Here is a 17,830-nt window from a genome sequence, read left to right on the forward strand (position 1 = left end):
CCTTTTTGCTCAGGTTTAGGGGGATTATGCTGATATTGGCATCGTGGTTGATGCTGATATTTTTGATGGGGACTACACGGATCGTGTGGGCTCAATATGATGCTGCTCCAGAATCTTATTTCCTAGCTCATCAGAATGAGGTCACCGAACTAAAATTTGATGAAGATAGTACCACCTTGTTGCAAGGCAAATGGCAGTTCTATCCACGTCAGTTCATTGAGCAACCAGATCCTGAACTCGAATCACAAGTAGTTGAACTTCCAGCTTCATTCAAGAGTCTCACCGGAACCAATGCCACTTATGGCACTTTTATTAGCCATTTTAAAATTCCCAAAAAATTTATCGGACAACGTTTAGCGATTCAGATTCCGAGTCAGTATGGTGCTTATAGCATTTATTTAAATGGGGATATCTTGCTGCGTCTTGGCAAAATCAGTAAAACCCCGACAGGGCAGGTGACTGAAAAGGCTCCTAAGATCGCATCTTTTGTGCCACAGAATGAATATTTTACCTTAAGTATTCAGGTTTCCAACTATACTAATTTACATGGCGGACTAGAAAAGCCTCTGAAAATTGGCCCTTCTGCGACCATTAACCGACAGTTTATGTTGCAAATGCTGAGTATTGCTTTGGTCTGTGGCACAGTGCTGGGTGTAGGACTATTTACCATTTTATTTTCCCTGTTTCGCGGATCTGTGGAGCGAAATAGCCGCAGTGTATTTATTTTTGGCTTATTTATTATTTTTTTGGCACTGCATAATCTGTTTTCTGCGCCACATCCATACGCCATTGTAAGTAAAATCAGTTGGTTATGGGGCGCTCGTCTAGAATATCTGTTCACTTTTCTGGCAATCTTATTCTTCCTGAGCTACATGTACCTGTTTAAGCCACGTTATATCCGACGTTCAATTTATTACGTAGGTGCGGGATTACTAATTTTTAATATCGCAGTAACCTTGTTTAGCACACCAGAAGTTTTTGAGCGTCTGGCTTTGTATAGCGTTATCTATGGTCTGGTGATACTGGGTAATTTTATTTACGGGTTTTATGTGACACTTTCTCAAGGAGATGAATATTCGTTCACTAACCTGTTTGCCATCATCTTTTTGTGTGTGACCTTTCTTAATGATTATCTGGTATTACTGAATGTAATTGAGAGCGTGCATCTGTCATTTATTTCGACCAGCCTGTATGTCTTGATCATTATGTTTCAACAATCTCGTAATTATGCCCATCAAACCTATGCGACAGAGCAGCTGAACATGAATCTGAAAGAGTTAAATAATTCACTCGATCAGAAAGTTAAAGCACGTACCGAGCAACTGCGTGAACTGAATGCCAAACTCGAACATCAGGTGAATATTGATGCTTTGACGGGTGCCTTTAACCGTCGTGCTTTAAATGACCAAATCCAGCAGCAGTTTTTATACTGTCAGCAACATCCACACAGTACACTGATTTTCGCCATGCTCGATGTCGACTATTTTAAAAACTATAATGACTATTATGGGCATTTAAAAGGAGATGAAATTTTACAGAATCTGGTCAAGGTCATTCAGACGGTACTTCCCGAATCCGCTTATTTAGCCCGTTATGGCGGAGAAGAATTTGCGATTCTACTCACTGATGTACCTGTTCAGGCAGCCTTACAGTCTCTGGAGAAAGTTTTAATCAAGATCCGAGAACAGCAATTTGAACATTTAAATCGCACAGATGATAAATCCTATGTCACGGTCAGTATGGGCATTTCCTGGATGGATCAAACACATCCATATCCAGATATTCATGCACTGATGAAAGCGGCAGATGTACAGTTATATGCGGCTAAGCAGGCAGGGCGAGATCAACTTAAAATGACATAAAAAAGTTTTAATTTTAAAAAGCGTATTTATATAAATGATAATTTTCTTCATTTTCCGATTGATGATTCGGTGAGAAAAATCCGTTTTTTTGATAATAACTTAAAGCTGTTTGAGTCGATTGGACTTTAATTTTATGGATATTTTTACGCACTAAGGATTTGTGCATCTGATCAAAAAGCTGGGTGCCAAACCCGAGTCGCTGGAAACGTGCAGCCACATAGTGCATCAGGATTTCTCCAGTGTCACTGACCAGCAAAAAGCCGACAATCTGATCATTTAAAATATACACCCAGCAGTCGTTATAAAGCATTTCCACAATCAGCTGGGCGTGATTAAACTGCTCCAGCCAGCGTTGGATCACGCTGTCTTCACGTTGATGATCCAAAATACAGGATTGAATACTGTCGTGGATGACCTGAATTATTTGAGGTATATCTTGAATCTTCCCTTCACGAATCATAATTTTATTCATTTACTCGACCATAAAGAGGGACCTTTTATTTGAAGGAAAATGCTCAAAAAAACAAATACCAATCGTGTAGATTTTTGAGTGCATTTGCTAAAGAATTCAAAGTTGATGATCGATTCTGTAGTGATTTGTCTGATTTATTTATCCTGATCAATATTGGCTTTCTGGATTCATTCTAATTTTTAACAAGATTTTAGATCCTTATTTCAAATTGAATACTGGGAAATAAGGCTCAACTGAAGAAAAAATCCAAGAAGATCTAAAAAAATCCTTAAGTTTGCTGTACAAAAAATAGACTTGTGTTAAGTTGAAAGAAGATCGCCAAATCAAGAATTGGCAGACCGTGATAAAAATAAAATTAACCACACGAGATGATCAATGATTCTTAAATTCCTGATTTTTTCATGTCTAGCGCTCATACTTTATGCGATATGGTTTATCGGCATGAAAATCTATAAAACCCAGCGTTATGTAAAGAGTAAACGTGTCAAAAAAGCGGACCCGATTTCCAGTAGCACTGAAGAGAGTCAATCTGAGTCTCAGGAAACATTGCATGTGGTCGATGCCTATGAGCTGGAACTGTTTGATGACGTGGCGCAATTATTTTTCCAGCATCAGGTTCAGATTCAGGATCGCAATGAAGCAGAGCAGTTACAGCAGGAACTGCTCCGTAAGATGCCGATGCATACCGGTACACAAATCCGTCAGATGGATTTAGGCGAATGGTCAATTTTCTGGAATTTTTATGACCAGTCACTGGAATATTATGTCGGCCGTTATGGGATATTTTATGCCCATGTCGACCGTTTCGGCGAGGAACACCGTCAGGAAATCAGAACCGATATTCAACAGGCACGTTATGCTTAAGCAGCTAAATGCTTAAATACTCTAGAGACTAAAATCAAGCTGCATATTTGAGTTGATGTAATTCACTGAACTTGGCGAGCACTTCATCCCAGAGCTGTTCTGCGCCCTGACGGAAATAACCCATATGTCCAATGTGTTTGAGTCCATAATCGGTCGCCTGAATATCAATATAATGCAACGGGGCCTGACGGTAATGTTGTATAAAGGCTTGTCTGGATTTAGGTAAGGCCCAGGCATCATCGAGTGCGGCTACGGCATAAATAGGTGTTTTTACCGCGGCATAATGGGCATGTAGGTCTTTCAGTTCAGGATCGGCAAAGAAATAGGTTGGATTTTTGCACCATTTGCGCCACTGACGATAGACATCACGCGGTAAGTCGGCGCCCATATTTAAACGGCTCCATGGCAAATAGCCTGTCACTGCCACCATCGGTGGAAAAACAATATTCCAGATTACCTGAACCTTGATTCTTTCAGTTAAAGGCATATAACCATGCCAGCCAGCACCAGTGCCAAAGCAGTACATTGCTTCAATACGATCATGATATTTGCTTAATCCCAAGGCCTGTCCGCCATAGGAATGGCCAATCATATAAATGTCTAGACTGGTTCGTCTGAGATAATCAATCGCAGCGCTGAGATCATATTGTCCCCAGTCCAGATAGGACATCTTAAAATTCTTTAACCGTTTAGGCGCAGAATTAGCCACCCCACGATAATCAAAAGTCAGTACCTGAAAACCTGCATGTGCTGCATAATCGGCAAAGCGCCGGTAAAAAGCTTGGGGAACACCTGTCGCACAGGCGATGACAATATTGGCTTTGGCATATTCACTGCGGTAAAGCTTGCCGGTTAAGGTATAGCCATCTTCTGCCAGAAACTGCACGGTTTCAACCTGAACTTTTCCTTGTTGCATACTGGATATCCTTATACGTGGATTGAATCAGGGGAGGTGAATCTATATTATTTTTAATCTGATCTAAGCCATGATGTCAAAACTCACGAGTCGTAAATGACATCTATGCTTACCTATATGGCATGTAATCGCCTCATACAAAAGGAAGGGCTGCCTCATGCTGATTGATTTTCATCAGGCACAATTACAGAAATTTATGGCTTTAGCGACTCAGGTTGAAGCAGAACCGGAACACTATTTACAGTTTGATTCCGTTTCTGATTTTTATAAGGCCAGCTGGTTAAAGAAATTTCCTGCGGGTACGGTCTGGTATGCTTCCGGCCTAGATGATGGGGCAGAAGAATTTCATGCGGTCATTGAGTATTGTGAAGTTCAGCTTTTACTCAGCTGTGGACCCTGTATATCTGCAAAAATTGCCTGGAAACATTGACCTCAATGCCAATTTTTCTCAATAAAAAAATAATGACAGCCGATGTAAAATTGACTTAAATAGCTTATCTTCTCTGTCAGATGATTCATTTGACTTAATTTGAGTCCATAACCCCTAATAAAAATAAGGAAAATAGATATGGCCCACCAGTTTACCGTAAATGCAATTATTCGCGGTGTTTCGATTGATGAGTTTAAACGTCTGGCAAATGACATCAGTTTGCATGAAGCGGTTTGTCATCGGATCCCTGCTCAAAATATGGAAATTCTGGTTTCAGAAAAGCAGGGACACCTGTATACCCTGAAACGTGCCTACAATCTGGATGTCAAAATCCCAGATATTGCCAAAAAACTGCTGAAAGATGCGTTTCGCTTGCAGCGTACCGATGTTAGCAATCTAGAAGAAATGACTTCAGTCGTGGAACTAGGTGCCAATCTGCCGATTGAAGCTAAATGTCAGCGTGCCGTTACAGGTGATGAACAGCAGATCCAGTTCCAGTTGAACTGGACGGTGAATGTGAAAGTGCCTTTGGTCGGTGGCATGCTGGAAAAACATGCCGAAGGTGAAATTCGTAAATTCAGTGAAATCGAGATCAGTATTGTAGAAGATGAGCTACGCAAGAATCTGAAAGCTTAAGCTCGTATTTTCACGCTTAGAAAAAGAGCCTGTGAGTCAGGCTCTTTTTTATTTTAGGCTGTTTTTTCAAATTTGCTGCGGTAAAGCAGGGCAGTGAAGAGAGTCACTAGACAAACGGTCCAGATATAGTACAGGGCGCCAATATTGCTATACAGGCTCAACCATTGCACCAGTGGCAAGGTGATTCCACCTGCAATCGCATAGGCCAGATTATAGGAAAATGAAATTCCGCTGAAACGGATTTGTGCCGGGAACATTTTTACCATGCTATAAGACACCATGCCCACGGTTCCTGAGCTTAGACCGAGCAACATGTAAAGCATGAACACCGTTGACGCCTCAACATGACTCAGACTGTGATAAAAAATTCCAGCCATTGCCGCGACAAAAATAGAGCCAAGTAAAATGACCTTCCCTGCACCGAAACGGTCAGCCAGTACACCAGCGATAATGCAGCCGAGCATTTGCATTAGGATTGCAGCACTTTGCATCTTGAATGCATCAGCACGTTCGAAGCCAAAACTGGCCACCAGTAAATTTGGCATCGCCAGAATCAAGACCACCACACAGCCGGTCAGGAACCAGGTAAATAACATCCCGATGCCTACAGCAGTTTTGTGGCTTAACAGCACTTGCTTGACCGGTAATTCTTTCGCCAGTTCTTTTTTCGCCTGCATGGCTTTAAAAACTGGAGTTTCTTTCAAATAACTGCGCAGGTAAAGAGCGATAAAACCGAAAATTCCACCCAGAATGAAGGGAACGCGCCAAGCCCAGTCTTTGATTTCCGCTTCAGTGAACTGTAAGGAAATAAACAGCGACATTAGGGCACCGAGTAGAATTCCGAGTGATAGGCCTGCGGTCAGCAAGCCATTGGCAATCCCAATTCGGCCTTCAGGCACATGCTCAGACACAAAGATCCAGGCAGCCGGAATTTCACCACCAATCGCAATACCTTGAACAACACGCATCAATAGCAGCAGCAATGGTGCAGCATAACCAATACTTTCAAAGGTTGGCATGATCCCGATCATGAGGGTCGGTAGCGCCATCAACAAAATAGATAGACTGAATAGTCTTTTACGACCGATCAGATCCCCAAAATGCGCCATCACCACACCGCCGAGTGGGCGAAAGAAATAGCCTGCGGCAAAGATGCCATAGGTATTTAGCATGGTCCAAAACGGACTCAGGGTACTTGGAAAGAACAGTTCAGAGATCAATTTGGCGTAGAACACATAAATGACAAAATCATAGAATTCCAGTGCACCACCTAGGGACGATAGTCCGAGGGTGCGTTTATCAGCACGGCTCAGATAGGGTTGTGCATTCATGTGCTCGTTCCATTATTTAATATCCATGATTTGAGTGCTGATTTTAAAGAAGGGTTATTTTCTTGAATAATCAATCTTTCTTTGTTTAATCTAAACTAAAAGTTATTAAAATTTAAATGAATAAAATAATTTGGAATGTTTTGATTAATTATTTTCCTGTTAAGTGCAGTTTTTAAGGCAAAAATAAGCTGGAGTTCGAAACATTACTTAAAATACAGCTTATCTTTTTTAGACGTATTTATTCATTTTAGTATGGTGTTCATTCTGTAATTTTCCTTCTAAGATAGAGTTAGATGAAAAAATTACAGGATAGCGTGATGACAAATACCTTAGCAGTGGCACAGCAAGGTGAGGCCGTTTTAACCCTAATTGCCAGTCCGGTCACACAGGCTGAATTTGACAGTGACTGGTTGCGGCAATTTAACAGCGCCTTGATGGAAACCATGCAGCACCGTCAGGGCGTGGGCATTGCAGCACCGCAGGTTTATGTCTCTAAACGCATTATTATTGTCGCATCACGGCCCAATTTACGTTATCCGGATGCGCCGTATATGGATGCTGTGACCATGATCAATCCGGAGATTATCAGTGCCTCAGCTACGCAAGTCTTGGGTGAGGAAGGCTGTTTAAGTGTGCCCGAGCGAAGAGGGAAGGTAGTTCGAGCAGAAGAGATTCAGGTACGTTATTTTACGTTAGAGGGAAATGAAATGGTTCAAGTGTTCAAAGGCTTTCCGGCACGAATTGTACAGCACGAAATTGACCACCTGAATGGAATTCTATTTGTAGAGAAGCTTGCAGAAGCATAATTACTTGGTCTGAATTGCAGTGCCATAAGCAAAGACTTCAACCATACCGCCTTGCATGCCAAGTTCAGTCGTACTGAGGCGGATTCCCATAATCTGGTCAGCGCCCATTTTTTCTGCTTCCAGTTTTAACCGTACTATAGCTTCACGTCGTGCCCGTTCAACGACACTCTCATAACTGGTCAAACGACCACCTAACATGTTTTGCACATTAGCAATCGCATATTTAAAGTAATCATGTGAAATGACCACATTGCTGCTGATCATATGACCGGGGAATGTAGATTCGTTAAAACGGCTATTATTGACCCGGATATAAGCTAAACGCTGTTCCTGCTCATCCAGATATTGCAGATGCTTGCGCTCGTTATAGCGACCAAAACCGAAACCCACGCTGAACAGAATGGCGAAAATGACAATCTGTACAATCAATCCATCCATGCATTAGTTCGCCTGTGGAAATGGATCAGGCAGTTTAGGCATGACCGGATCAACGATGACTGCTGTGCCATAAACAAACAGTTCAGAAGCACCTTGGGCAATATTTGAGGTAGAAAAACGGATACCTACAATCGCATTGGCACCCATACTGCGAGCTTTTTCAATCATTCGGTTCATGGCTTCCTGACGGGATTCTTCCAGTAATTCGGTATAAGCGGTCAACTCGCCACCGACAATATTTTTCAGGCCGGCCAGTAAATCACGTCCAACATGCTTACTGCGCACAGTACTGCCATAGACCACATCGATTTGCTGGCGAATGGTATGTCCCGGTACAGATTCCAGATTGCTGAGTAACATTCATATCCCTAAATTAGAAAAAATACTTTGATTATTATTACACTTAAAATAGATAGTTTAGTCATTATAAATTTCTTCAGATGACTCAGGCAGCTGGGGTAAATACTTTGTTTGGATCACCCCTTGAGCTGACCAATAGGGAAGTTCAAGTTCAGTAATACCTTCTGCATAAGAAGCCAATTCATACAATGGATAGACAAATACAATTCCATTGGCATTGAAATAGAAATTATCACTTACTTCAAATGCATTTTGCTCAATATGATGTTGTTCAAGCCACTCACGATTATGTTCGTAAAGTTCAGTTTTGAGTTTTTCTTTGCTTGCAGGTGCCAAAATATCATTCAGGCTTAAACGCTGCTTGGTATTGAGATCAAAAATAACGTAGTCACTATGATGCATACCATGTGCAGCGCCTGCTGGGTGATATTCGGAAAAGTATGTAAAGTTTGCGATATTGTAATGCTGACCGATATAACGTACAGCAGTGGTACTGTAGTTGGTTGATGGCATTTCAGGATCAAGAGTGACCTCTACAGCAGGTGATTTGTCGAAAGCTTCAGCATGGTCTTTTTGTAAACGCTCCAAAAAATATTGGTTTAACCAATTTACATTCGTTTTCACTGTTTGCAGATGATATTTAGTGCAACTGGCAAACTCATCCTCACTGGCTGGATGGCATACTTCATTTTTACTGAGCTGTACACGTTCAGTTTTAGCCTTAATCAACGGTAAGCTTTCTTTTTCAGCGACGGTTTCCGCTGTTGGTTCAGGTTTTGAATCTACTGTATTTTTTTGTTGGCATGCGGTTAAGAAAATTGAACTTACCAAGGCAGATAACAATATTTTTTTCATCGATTTACATTTTATAAAGTGTTAAGTCTCATCCAATTGAGTATACAGATTTCTTGATTCAATAAAATATATCGGCTATTGGACCAACGTATAAAAAAAGCCCACCGAAGTGAGCTTTTCTGAAAAAGAGATTAAGCTTATTTTGCCTGTTCGGCACGACGCTGTTCGGTCACAGACGGGCGATACGGTACGGTGTCTGAAGTGTTAACTTTCAAACCACCACCAAGACTCTTGTACAGCTCAACCTGGCTGTTCAGATTCGCCTGTTCAAGTAATAACAAACCTTGTTCCGCTGCATATGAAGCACGTTGTGCATCCAGTACAGTCAGATAGCTGTCAATACCGGCACGGAAACGTGCTAGAGACAGGCGGTAAGTCGTGTTAGTCGCATCAACCAGACGGCGTTGAGCAGCAATACGGTCACCAATATTCTGACGTACCGCCAGGGCATCATTCACTTCACGGAATGCAGTCTGAATGGATTTTTCATAATCTGACAGCGCAATTTGCTGATCTGTTTCAGAAATACGAATATTGGCCTGACGTGTACCCCAATCGAAAATTGGAATATCCAGACTTGGGCCTATAGACCACGCAAAACTGCCAGATTTGAACAGATCACCCAGATCCGCAGATGCAAAACCTGCAGAACCCGTCAGACTGATCGTTGGGTACAGACGTGCACGGGCAGCCCCAATATTGGCACCTGCCGCAGACAGACGGTATTCAGCTGCACGTACATCCGGACGGTTAATCAGTAGGTCACTTGGTAAGCCAGCACCTAGTGCTGCATTAGAGGTAATGCGGGTAACACGTTGTGCCGGTAACAGGTTAGCCGGTACAGGTTGACCCACAAGCAGGTTTAGCAGGTTTTGTGCCTGAGCCACCTGGGTGCGATAGTTGGCAACATCATTACGCGCAGTTTCAACAGAAATTTGCGCCTGACGTACTGGAAGTTCGCTATCGATCCCAACATCAAAACGTTTCTTGTTCAGGTTGTAAGATTCAAGCTGGGCTTTCAGCGTTTGCTCAGCCAGCGCCAGATTGGCATTGGCAAATGAGTAACTCAGCCATGCTTGGGCCACCTGACCGATCAGAGAAATCTGAGTCGCATCACGCGCACTTTGAGTCGCCAGATAAGTATCCAGTGCATTGTCACGCAAGCTGCGCACACGACCCCAGAAATCCAGCTCAAATGCAGTTACGCCTAGACCGACATTATAAGTCGTTACAGCGCCACGGCTTTGCGGGTTGTTACTGCCAGTATCCTGACGTAACACGCTGCCGCTCGCACCAATGGTTGGCAGGCGGTCATTTTCAGAAATCTGATAAGCCTGTTGGGCACGCTGAATGTTTAATGCGGCAGTACGCAAATCACGGTTATTGGTCAATGCCAAGTCCAGTACCTGTAACAGGCGCTGGTCAGCAAAGAATTCTTTATAACCCTGTTCTGCTACAGAAGTACCTGAAGCATTGGTATAACTGCTTGGGATATTTGCCTCTGCAACGGGCTCTGGGCCACGCATGCTTTGACATGCAGTCAAAGCAAGCGCGAGGGCAGATACCGCAATGCTACGACCTGTAATAGACCATATATTTTGCATTACGACTTGTACTCCTGATTTTGTTGTTTTGGTTTGTATTTAAAGATACTTCGAATCCACACGTAGAATACAGGAATAAAGAAGATACCTAAAAGAGTCGAACTGATTACACCACCAAGGACACCATAACCGACGGAGTGCTGGCTACCCGCACCGGCACCTGAAGCAAGTGCTAGTGGAAGTATACCAAAACCGAAGGCAAGAGTGGTCATGATAATTGGACGTAAACGCATTTTTGCCGCATGCAGGGTCGCATCAAACAACTCTTCGCCCTGTTCCTGCAGCTCTTTGGCGAACTCCACAATCAAGATTGCGTTTTTCGCAGAAAGACCAATTACGGCAATAATCGCTACCTGGAAGTAGATGTTATTCGACAGGTTCGGGTCTTTAAACAGAATCATACCGCCAAAGGTCAATAGTAATGCACCCACGATACCTAGTGGTACAACCAGAAGAACCGAGAATGGAATTGACCAGCTTTCATACAATGCAGCCAGACACAGGAACACGATCAACAGTGAAAGCGCGTACAAGAATGGTGCCTGTGCGCCAGACTCACGTTCTTCCAGAGACAGACCAGTCCATTCATAGTCGAAACCTTGCATGCCCATTTCAGGAAGCTTGGCAATGATTTCTTCCATCGCACGCATTGCATCACCTGAGCTCACGCCCGGTGCCGGTGTACCCTGAATGTTCATCGCAGATACACCATTATAGCGTTCCAGACGAGGCGAACCATAAGTCCATTCACCCGTTGCGAATGCCGAGAACGGAACCATTTCGCCACGGTTGTTACGAACATACCACTGGTTCAGGTCTTCCGGCATCATACGAGAGCTGGCTTCACCCTGAACGTACACTTTTTTCACACGACCACGGTCAAGGAAGTCGTTGATGTACGAACCACCCCACGCCATGCTCATGGTGCTGTTAATTTCAGCAACACTGACACCGAGTGCACCGGCTTGTGCATGATCGACAATGACACGGTACTGTGGAGTATCTTCCTGACCATTTGGACGCACACCAGCGAGACGCGAGTCTTGTGCTGCCAGCCCCAGAATCGTATTACGTGCTGCCAGAAGTTGCTCATGACTTTGACCACTTGCAGCTTTGAGCTGTAAGTTAAAGCCAGCCGATACACCAAGTTCAGGCATCGCAGGAAGCTGCAATGGCATGATATAAGATGCATCTTTGACAATCATGTTCAACGCCATACCACGTTGAATAATGGCACCGACTTGAGCTTCCGGACTGTTACGCTCTGACCAGTCTTTCAGTTTAATAAACGCTAGGCCTGCGTTTTGACCCACACCGGTAAAGGAGAAACCTGCCACACTAAACACGGACTCGACATGCTCTTTCTCGTTTTCCAAGAAATAATTCGTCATGGTGTTAACCACGTTGTCAGTACGTTCCAGTGTTGCATTTGGTGGTAACTGAACCAGCGTCATAACGACACCTTGGTCTTCATCCGGTAAGAACGAAGAAGGCAGTTTCTGGAATAACAGCACAATAATACCCAGTACCACGGCATACACCACGCCTGAGAAAATCTTGCTGTGAGTCATACGGTTGACGCCGCCCTGATATTTCACAGAAACCTTGTCAAAACTGCTATTAAACCAGCGGAAGAAACGCGCAAATATACCATTACTTTGCGGCTTGTTCGGATCATGCTGTTTCAGCAGGGTCGCACATAGGGCAGGGGTAAAGGTTAATGCCACTATCAGCGACAAGACCATTGCTGTGACCAGCGTAATCGAGAACTGACGATAAATAACCCCGGTGGTTCCACCGAAGAAAGCCATTGGAACGAATACTGCCGATAGCACCGAGGTAATACCAATCAGTGCACCAGAAATCTGTTTCATCGACTTTTCAGTTGCAGAAACCGGATCCAGATGCTCTTCCACCATGACCCGTTCGACGTTCTCGACCACAACAATCGCGTCATCGACCAGAAGACCAATCGCCAGTACCATGGCAAACATGGTTAGGGTATTAATCGAGAAGCCAAAAACGTTAATCACCGCAAAGGTACCCAATACCACGACTGGAACTGCCATGGTTGGAATAATGGTAGCACGCCAGTTCTGCAGGAACAGGAACATGACCAGGAACACTAGAATAATTGCTTCGATCAGCGTTTTAACTACACTCTTGATCGACAGTTCAATAAATGGCGTGGTGTCAAAAGCCAGTTGGTCGACCATGCCTTGCGGATAGTTCGGACGTAACTGCTCTAAGCGTTCTTCTACTGCTTGGGCTGTATCAAGTGCGTTAGCACCAGTGGCAAGTTTAATTGCCACACCACCAGCCGGTTTACCGTTAAACTTCGAATCAAACTGGTAGTTGTCTGCACCTAGTTCTACACGTGCGACATCGCCCAGACGGACTTGAGCACCTGAAGTGGTGTTTTTCAGGAAGATATTGCTGAACTGTTCTGGAGTTTGCAGCAGGCTTTGTGCGGTGACAGTCGCATTCAGAACTTGTCCTTCAACAGCTGGTGCACCACCGAGCTGACCCACAGCGACCTGAGCATTCTGGGTACGAATGGCAGTCGCAATATCACTTGGCGTGACTTGCAGGCTCGCCATTTTGGCTGGATCAAGCCAGATTCGCATAGCATAAGAACCACCAAAGACCTGAACTTCACCCACCCCAGCCACACGGCTTAAAGGTTCAGAAATGTTCGAATTTACATAGTCTTTGATATCATCGGCGTTCATGCTGCCATCAGGTGAATAGAAAGCCAATACCTGCAGGAAGCTGGCGCCTGATTTGGTAACACGCACACCCTGACGCTGTACATCTTCAGGAAGAAGTGCAGTCGCAGACTGTAGTTTGTTCTGAACCTGAACCTGTGCGATATCAGGATCGACACCTTGTTCAAAGTTCAAGGAAATAGACGAAGAACCGTTACCCGCACTGTTAGATGAGATATAACGCAGACCATCCAGACCATTCATTTGCTGCTCGATGATCTGAGTTACAGTATTTTCGACCGTTTCAGCAGATGCACCTGGATAAGTCGCAGAAATCGTAACTGTAGGCGGTGCAATGGTTGGATACTGGGCAATCGGCATTTTGGTCAGGGTCAAAATACCTGCCAGCATGATGACCAGTGCAATCACCCAGGCAAAGATAGGACGATGAATAAAAAATTGAGCCATAAACCTTACTCCTTATGCTTTGGCAGCAGGTTTTTGTTCAGATTGTTCTTTTGCATCATCCGCTTTTTGCGCTGCACCAGGTTGTTGGGCAGTGGGTTGTGCAGCACCCTGTGGTGCAGCAGCTTGAGGCTGGTAAGGTTTAGCCACGACCTGTTGTTCCGGTTTTACTTTCGCAATACCATCTACAATCACTTTATCACCCGGCTTCAAACCTTCAGTCACGATCCAGTTGCTGCCTTGAGTACCGACTGTCGTTACTGGACGTGGAGTCACTTTATTATCAGCACCCACCAGCATCGCCATAGCTTGACCGGTAGGCGTACGTGTTAATGCTGCCTGAGGAATCAGGTAAGCATTTGGTACTTCACCCTGAACGATTTGCGCAGTAGCAAACATACCTGGTAGCAACAGGTGATTCTTGTTCGGGAATACTGCACGCAGTGTCACTGTACCAGTTTCTGGATTCACGCTGGCATCAGAGAATGCTAAACGGCCTTCAACCGGATAGATGCTGCCATCTTCCAGTTTTAACTTCACACGTGTGTTATTAGAGCTGTTCAGGTCACCTTTACTCAACTGCTGACGCAGACGCAGCAATTCCGCGCTTGACTGATTAATATCTACATAGATTGGATCCAGACGCTGAATGGTTACCAGCGGCTCTGGCTGGTTTGCAGTTACCAGCGCACCTGCAGTGATTGAAGAACGGTTAGTCTGACCAGAAATTGGCGCACGTACAGTTGAATAGCCTAAGTTAATTTGAGCATTACGCAATGTTGCACGGTTCGCATTCAAATCAGCTTCAGCCAGTTTAACCTGCGCTACAATGTCATCATATTCCTGCTTGGAAATCGCGTTAGTACCAACCAGTTGACGGTAACGACCTTCTTTAACACGTAACACGCCCAGATTTGCCTCAGCACGTGCAATTGCTGCACGAGCATTGTCCACTGTGGCACGGTTAGTACTAGAGTCGATTTCATACAGCGCCTGACCTTCACGGACATAGCTGCCTTCGCTGAATAAGCGTTTTAGCACGACACCAGTCGCCTGTGGACGTACTTCTGAAATCTCAAATGCTGTTGTGCGACCTGAGAGTTCAACAGACTGCTCAACGCTTTGTGGCTGTGCAACCAGCACACCAACTTCAGTCGGTGGCATTTGCTGTTGAGCACCAGCTTGCTGGCCCTCTTTAGGATCTTTGCTACAGCCAACAAGCGCGATACTTGTTGCTAATGCGCAAGCAGTCAGGGCAGGTGCCCAAAGCTTTGCAGACATCATTGTTCCACCTCGATTAGATTTTTATCTAAATTTTTTATTTGTAACTTATTGTATTTAAAAAATTAAATACAATGACAAGATCCAAATAAAACTTATACTCCGGTCGGCGATTACTTCTGGAGGAAACTATATTCACCAAAGGTTTTTTAAAATTCTTATGCCCATCACACCATCAGTTTATGAGGAAGATATTGCTGGCTGATGTAAATCACCAAGCGACATAACTGGAATGGGCAATCTGTATTGTTCAATTTATGAAATATCCAGAAGGCCATACTGAGGCAATGAGAATTTTAAGTCGCCATTTGAGAATAAATCCTCCAAGAATTCCGATACATATAAAATTAAGTTTGCATACTTTTTATACCAAACTGGGGCAATACACCAGCAGATGGTTAAAAGTAATACAAATGGCATGCCATACAGACACCTTATGGCTGCGGTTATTTAATACAGACAGATCTCTGTGTAGTACTTTATTTATTCAGCAATCAGCAAATCAAACTTGCTATAAACTGAATCAAGAAGAACGAACACACTGAAAATTAAATAAAAAAACCGACAAAAAGCAACAAGTAGGGCATGCCAGATATCCTTGTTCTTTCTAACCGACATGATAGCGGTTAACCGTCTGTCCTGAAGTGTACTTGTCAGTACACTTTTTTTCAAGTGTGCGTAATTTATACAAAATCCATATTTTTATTAGGTAATTCTGTTGATAAATCAACAAGAATTGTCTCAGTTTCAACCTTTGCTGATTGTATGATTTTCGTCAATATCAACATCTTGCTTTGGTGGCCAGAAGAAATCGCTCGGTCGAGTCAGGAAGTGGGTCATGACCAGTTTCGCCAGTGGTTTCCATTGTTCGAAACGCACCCGACGTGCACGTAATGCCACAATAATGGTCAGACTAAAACTGACAAACAGGTTAGTCAGACCAATCAGTAGAACACCTAGAAACGACACCACCACCAGGCCAATATCAGGCCCATTAATATTTATCAGTCCTTGAATAAAGTTGGCCGAAGCAAAGGCAATATGACGAATATCCAGCGGCATACCGAGAATAAAACCAATAGTGCCCATACTGCCGAGCATGATCCCGAAAATAAAGTTACCCCCCAAGGCTCCCAAATTACGTTCCATATATTCGGAAAATTTGTTTAAACGCTCTTGTCCCATCAGGTTAGCCAGACGGGCATGGGCTTTCAGACGTGGTCCGACCTTACGATATACCGCCATATTGTCAAAATAACCTGCGAGCAGGCCAGACAGGAAAAGACAAACCCCGGCAATCGCAGCATGTGGAATCGCAAGTGAAGTAAACGGGTTCAGGTCATGTAAGGTCTTGGCCGCTTTGGCATGATTCATTAAAGGTTCATGAAGGGCTGCATCCCACATAAAGGTCAGCAAGGCAGCAACGGGTATGGCAATCGAAATATTCCCGAGGATTGCTACAAACTGGGTCCGGATAATATTTACGATCAACGCGGCCAGTTCAGCAATTTGCGCGGTTTTAGAGCCTTTACGCTGTTGTACGGTAGAAGCCAGTGCAGCTGCGGTCATCGCGGGCTGTTTGGTTGCTACAGTAAAATGCAGCACATGGATGAGCATAAAGCCCAGTGAGTAATTCATGCTGTAGCTAAAAGCTTGCATGAGCGGTGCCATGGTGACACGTGCCATAAGTATCTTCAGGGTAGCCATAGTGGCAATAATGACCCCGGCACCCGCTGCGGCCTTATACATGGCCAGGAAGCCCTGCTTGTCGGTACTTACATAATGTTCACCGGTTTTACTGGCATTTTCAGTCACCTGTAAAGCCAGGAGTTCACTATTGGTAGTCAGTAAGGCACGCACACTGCGTTCACTATAAATTGCTTCGGTAATATCGGCGATAAACAGGCCAATGGATTGATAACGCAGGTTATCATCATCCAGCACCATATTCAGCAGGATTTCAATCCGTTCCAGACACTGTTCCAGTAAGGCCAGCATATAGGTCAGGCTGACACTGACCCCAATCCGTTTGGTAGAGCGGCGAATTTTGGCGACAACATCGTGACACTGCTCCAGCATGACCAGAGCTTGGGAAGCGTCTGGTGGCAGGATTGAATCCACCAGTTCTACATTATTAAAGCGCTTCTTATATTCCTGGATAAATTCATTGATCTCACGGTTCTGAATCAGAAAAGGCGATTCATATTCCATCAGTTCAGGCTGGGCATTGATAAATTCAGGATGCAGGGCAATACCACTGACGCGATATGACAGGATAGTCAGTGCCTTGATCAGTTCATCTTTAATCCGGGTTTTTTCAGGCTGATTAGAATGACCCTGATTCATCACGCTAAACAGTCGCAGCCAGTCTTCATCGGCCAGATAGTCGAGCCAGTAGCGGTCACTGCGTTCATGAAATACCCGACGCATCAGTTCCTGCAAGCTTTTATCATCCGGAATCATGGGCAGAATATGTGCACCAATACGCTGATTGAGCTGATTCCAGAAACCGTCCAAGGATAAAATACCTGTATCAGAAAACAGGCTGGTCTGTTTGTAGCGGTTAATCACGCGCAGCACAAAGGTCTGCAGGGTAGAAACCGCATTGGGGGTGATCAGTAAAGACTGTAAAAACGCCTGAAATTTTTCTTCTATTTCTTCGGTATTCTTGCTGTCTATTGGTCGTATACGATTCACGAGTTCAATTAACAGGTTTTCATCCAGCTTTGCCTGAGGCTGCTCAAGCTGTTGCTGCATGCTTTGGAAAATATCGAGAAACTTAATATGCATAGGCGAGGTAGG

At 44.1% G+C, this 17,830-nt stretch carries 15 protein-coding genes; 5 read left to right on the forward strand and 10 right to left on the reverse strand.

What is annotated here, in order from left to right; translation table 11 throughout:
• Nucleotides 1–26 precede the first annotated feature (26 nt).
• Nucleotides 27–1,862 (forward strand): diguanylate cyclase, encoded by a 1,836-nt coding sequence (locus C3420_RS02980; RefSeq protein WP_103799667.1) that lies wholly within the window; start codon nucleotides 27–29, stop codon nucleotides 1,860–1,862.
• A 13-nt stretch (nucleotides 1,863–1,875) separates the two neighbouring features.
• Here the strand turns inward: C3420_RS02980 and C3420_RS02985 are convergent, their stop codons facing one another.
• Entirely contained in the window at nucleotides 1,876–2,322 is a 447-nt protein-coding gene (locus C3420_RS02985) for a GNAT family N-acetyltransferase (RefSeq protein ID WP_034701751.1), read from the reverse strand.
• A gap of 390 nt (nucleotides 2,323–2,712) precedes the next feature.
• Between C3420_RS02985 and C3420_RS02990 the strand changes: the two genes are divergently transcribed.
• A complete protein-coding gene (locus C3420_RS02990) occupies nucleotides 2,713–3,198 on the forward strand; it encodes a hypothetical protein (RefSeq protein ID WP_103799687.1) in 486 nt (161 codons plus the stop codon).
• A 34-nt stretch (nucleotides 3,199–3,232) separates the two neighbouring features.
• Here C3420_RS02990 and C3420_RS02995 read toward each other — a convergent pair whose 3' ends face one another.
• Nucleotides 3,233–4,114 carry an alpha/beta fold hydrolase gene (locus tag C3420_RS02995; protein ID WP_103799668.1) on the reverse strand — a complete coding sequence of 294 codons (882 nt, stop codon included), beginning with the start codon at nucleotides 4,112–4,114 and terminating at the stop codon, nucleotides 3,233–3,235.
• A gap of 157 nt (nucleotides 4,115–4,271) precedes the next feature.
• Between C3420_RS02995 and C3420_RS03000 the strand changes: the two genes are divergently transcribed.
• Nucleotides 4,272–4,544, forward strand: a complete 273-nt coding sequence (locus tag C3420_RS03000) for a hypothetical protein (RefSeq protein ID WP_103799669.1) — start codon at nucleotides 4,272–4,274, stop codon at nucleotides 4,542–4,544.
• Between the two features lie 138 nt (nucleotides 4,545–4,682).
• The gene (locus tag C3420_RS03005; protein WP_005236909.1) at nucleotides 4,683–5,180 is read left to right on the forward strand and encodes a DUF2505 family protein; all 498 of its coding nucleotides are present in this window, start codon (nucleotides 4,683–4,685) and stop codon (nucleotides 5,178–5,180) included.
• 53 nt (nucleotides 5,181–5,233) lie between these two features.
• Here the strand turns inward: C3420_RS03005 and C3420_RS03010 are convergent, their stop codons facing one another.
• Complete coding sequence (locus C3420_RS03010; protein WP_103799670.1) at nucleotides 5,234–6,511, reverse strand: MFS transporter; 1,278 nt, start codon at nucleotides 6,509–6,511, stop codon at nucleotides 5,234–5,236.
• Between the two features lie 317 nt (nucleotides 6,512–6,828).
• Between C3420_RS03010 and def the strand changes: the two genes are divergently transcribed.
• On the forward strand, nucleotides 6,829–7,317 hold the full coding sequence (gene def, locus C3420_RS03015; protein ID WP_103799671.1) for a peptide deformylase: 489 nt from the start codon (nucleotides 6,829–6,831) through the stop codon (nucleotides 7,315–7,317).
• Here the strand turns inward: def and C3420_RS03020 are convergent, their stop codons facing one another.
• From C3420_RS03020 to C3420_RS03050, 7 genes are all read right to left on the reverse strand, one after another.
• Nucleotides 7,318–7,755 (reverse strand): YbjQ family protein, encoded by a 438-nt coding sequence (locus C3420_RS03020; RefSeq protein ID WP_103799672.1) that lies wholly within the window; start codon nucleotides 7,753–7,755, stop codon nucleotides 7,318–7,320.
• Nucleotides 7,756–7,758: 3 nt separating this feature from the next.
• Entirely contained in the window at nucleotides 7,759–8,115 is a 357-nt protein-coding gene (locus C3420_RS03025) for a YbjQ family protein (RefSeq protein ID WP_103799673.1), read from the reverse strand.
• A 57-nt stretch (nucleotides 8,116–8,172) separates the two neighbouring features.
• Nucleotides 8,173–8,970, reverse strand: a complete 798-nt coding sequence (locus C3420_RS03030) for an RsiV family protein (protein ID WP_103799674.1) — start codon at nucleotides 8,968–8,970, stop codon at nucleotides 8,173–8,175.
• Nucleotides 8,971–9,107: 137 nt separating this feature from the next.
• A complete protein-coding gene (gene adeK / locus C3420_RS03035; protein WP_103799675.1) occupies nucleotides 9,108–10,574 on the reverse strand; it encodes a multidrug efflux RND transporter AdeIJK outer membrane channel subunit AdeK in 1,467 nt (488 codons plus the stop codon).
• Nucleotides 10,574–13,750 carry an efflux RND transporter permease subunit gene (locus C3420_RS03040; RefSeq protein ID WP_071320205.1) on the reverse strand — a complete coding sequence of 1,059 codons (3,177 nt, stop codon included), beginning with the start codon at nucleotides 13,748–13,750 and terminating at the stop codon, nucleotides 10,574–10,576. Before C3420_RS03040 ends, adeK begins: the two co-directional genes overlap by 1 nt.
• 12 nt (nucleotides 13,751–13,762) lie before the next feature.
• Entirely contained in the window at nucleotides 13,763–15,031 is a 1,269-nt protein-coding gene (locus C3420_RS03045; protein WP_071320206.1) for an efflux RND transporter periplasmic adaptor subunit, read from the reverse strand.
• 744 nt (nucleotides 15,032–15,775) lie between these two features.
• Nucleotides 15,776–17,818 (reverse strand): site-specific recombinase, encoded by a 2,043-nt coding sequence (locus C3420_RS03050; RefSeq protein WP_103799676.1) that lies wholly within the window; start codon nucleotides 17,816–17,818, stop codon nucleotides 15,776–15,778.
• Nucleotides 17,819–17,830: the final 12 nt, after the last annotated feature.

This window comes from Acinetobacter sp. ACNIH3 (genome assembly GCF_002918965.1).
GTDB classification, from domain to species: Bacteria; Pseudomonadota; Gammaproteobacteria; order Pseudomonadales; family Moraxellaceae; genus Acinetobacter; species Acinetobacter schindleri.

Excerpts from the sequence above, each read along its gene's own strand:
- C3420_RS02980 (WP_103799667.1), top strand. The coding sequence starts at position 27 with ATGCTGATATTGGCATCGTGGTTGATGCTGATATTTTTGATGGGGACT.
- C3420_RS02985 (WP_034701751.1), bottom strand. The coding sequence starts at position 2,322 with ATGATTCGTGAAGGGAAGATTCAAGATATACCTCAAATAATTCAGGTC.
- C3420_RS02995 (WP_103799668.1), bottom strand. The coding sequence starts at position 4,114 with ATGCAACAAGGAAAAGTTCAGGTTGAAACCGTGCAGTTTCTGGCAGAA.
- C3420_RS03000 (WP_103799669.1), top strand. The coding sequence starts at position 4,272 with ATGCTGATTGATTTTCATCAGGCACAATTACAGAAATTTATGGCTTTA.
- C3420_RS03005 (WP_005236909.1), top strand. The coding sequence starts at position 4,683 with ATGGCCCACCAGTTTACCGTAAATGCAATTATTCGCGGTGTTTCGATT.
- C3420_RS03010 (WP_103799670.1), bottom strand. The coding sequence starts at position 6,511 with ATGAATGCACAACCCTATCTGAGCCGTGCTGATAAACGCACCCTCGGA.
- def (WP_103799671.1), top strand. The coding sequence starts at position 6,829 with ATGACAAATACCTTAGCAGTGGCACAGCAAGGTGAGGCCGTTTTAACC.
- C3420_RS03020 (WP_103799672.1), bottom strand. The coding sequence starts at position 7,755 with ATGGATGGATTGATTGTACAGATTGTCATTTTCGCCATTCTGTTCAGC.
- C3420_RS03025 (WP_103799673.1), bottom strand. The coding sequence starts at position 8,115 with ATGTTACTCAGCAATCTGGAATCTGTACCGGGACATACCATTCGCCAG.
- C3420_RS03030 (WP_103799674.1), bottom strand. The coding sequence starts at position 8,970 with ATGAAAAAAATATTGTTATCTGCCTTGGTAAGTTCAATTTTCTTAACC.
- adeK (WP_103799675.1), bottom strand. The coding sequence starts at position 10,574 with ATGCAAAATATATGGTCTATTACAGGTCGTAGCATTGCGGTATCTGCC.
- C3420_RS03040 (WP_071320205.1), bottom strand. The coding sequence starts at position 13,750 with ATGGCTCAATTTTTTATTCATCGTCCTATCTTTGCCTGGGTGATTGCA.
- C3420_RS03045 (WP_071320206.1), bottom strand. The coding sequence starts at position 15,031 with ATGATGTCTGCAAAGCTTTGGGCACCTGCCCTGACTGCTTGCGCATTA.
- C3420_RS03050 (WP_103799676.1), bottom strand. The coding sequence starts at position 17,818 with ATGCATATTAAGTTTCTCGATATTTTCCAAAGCATGCAGCAACAGCTT.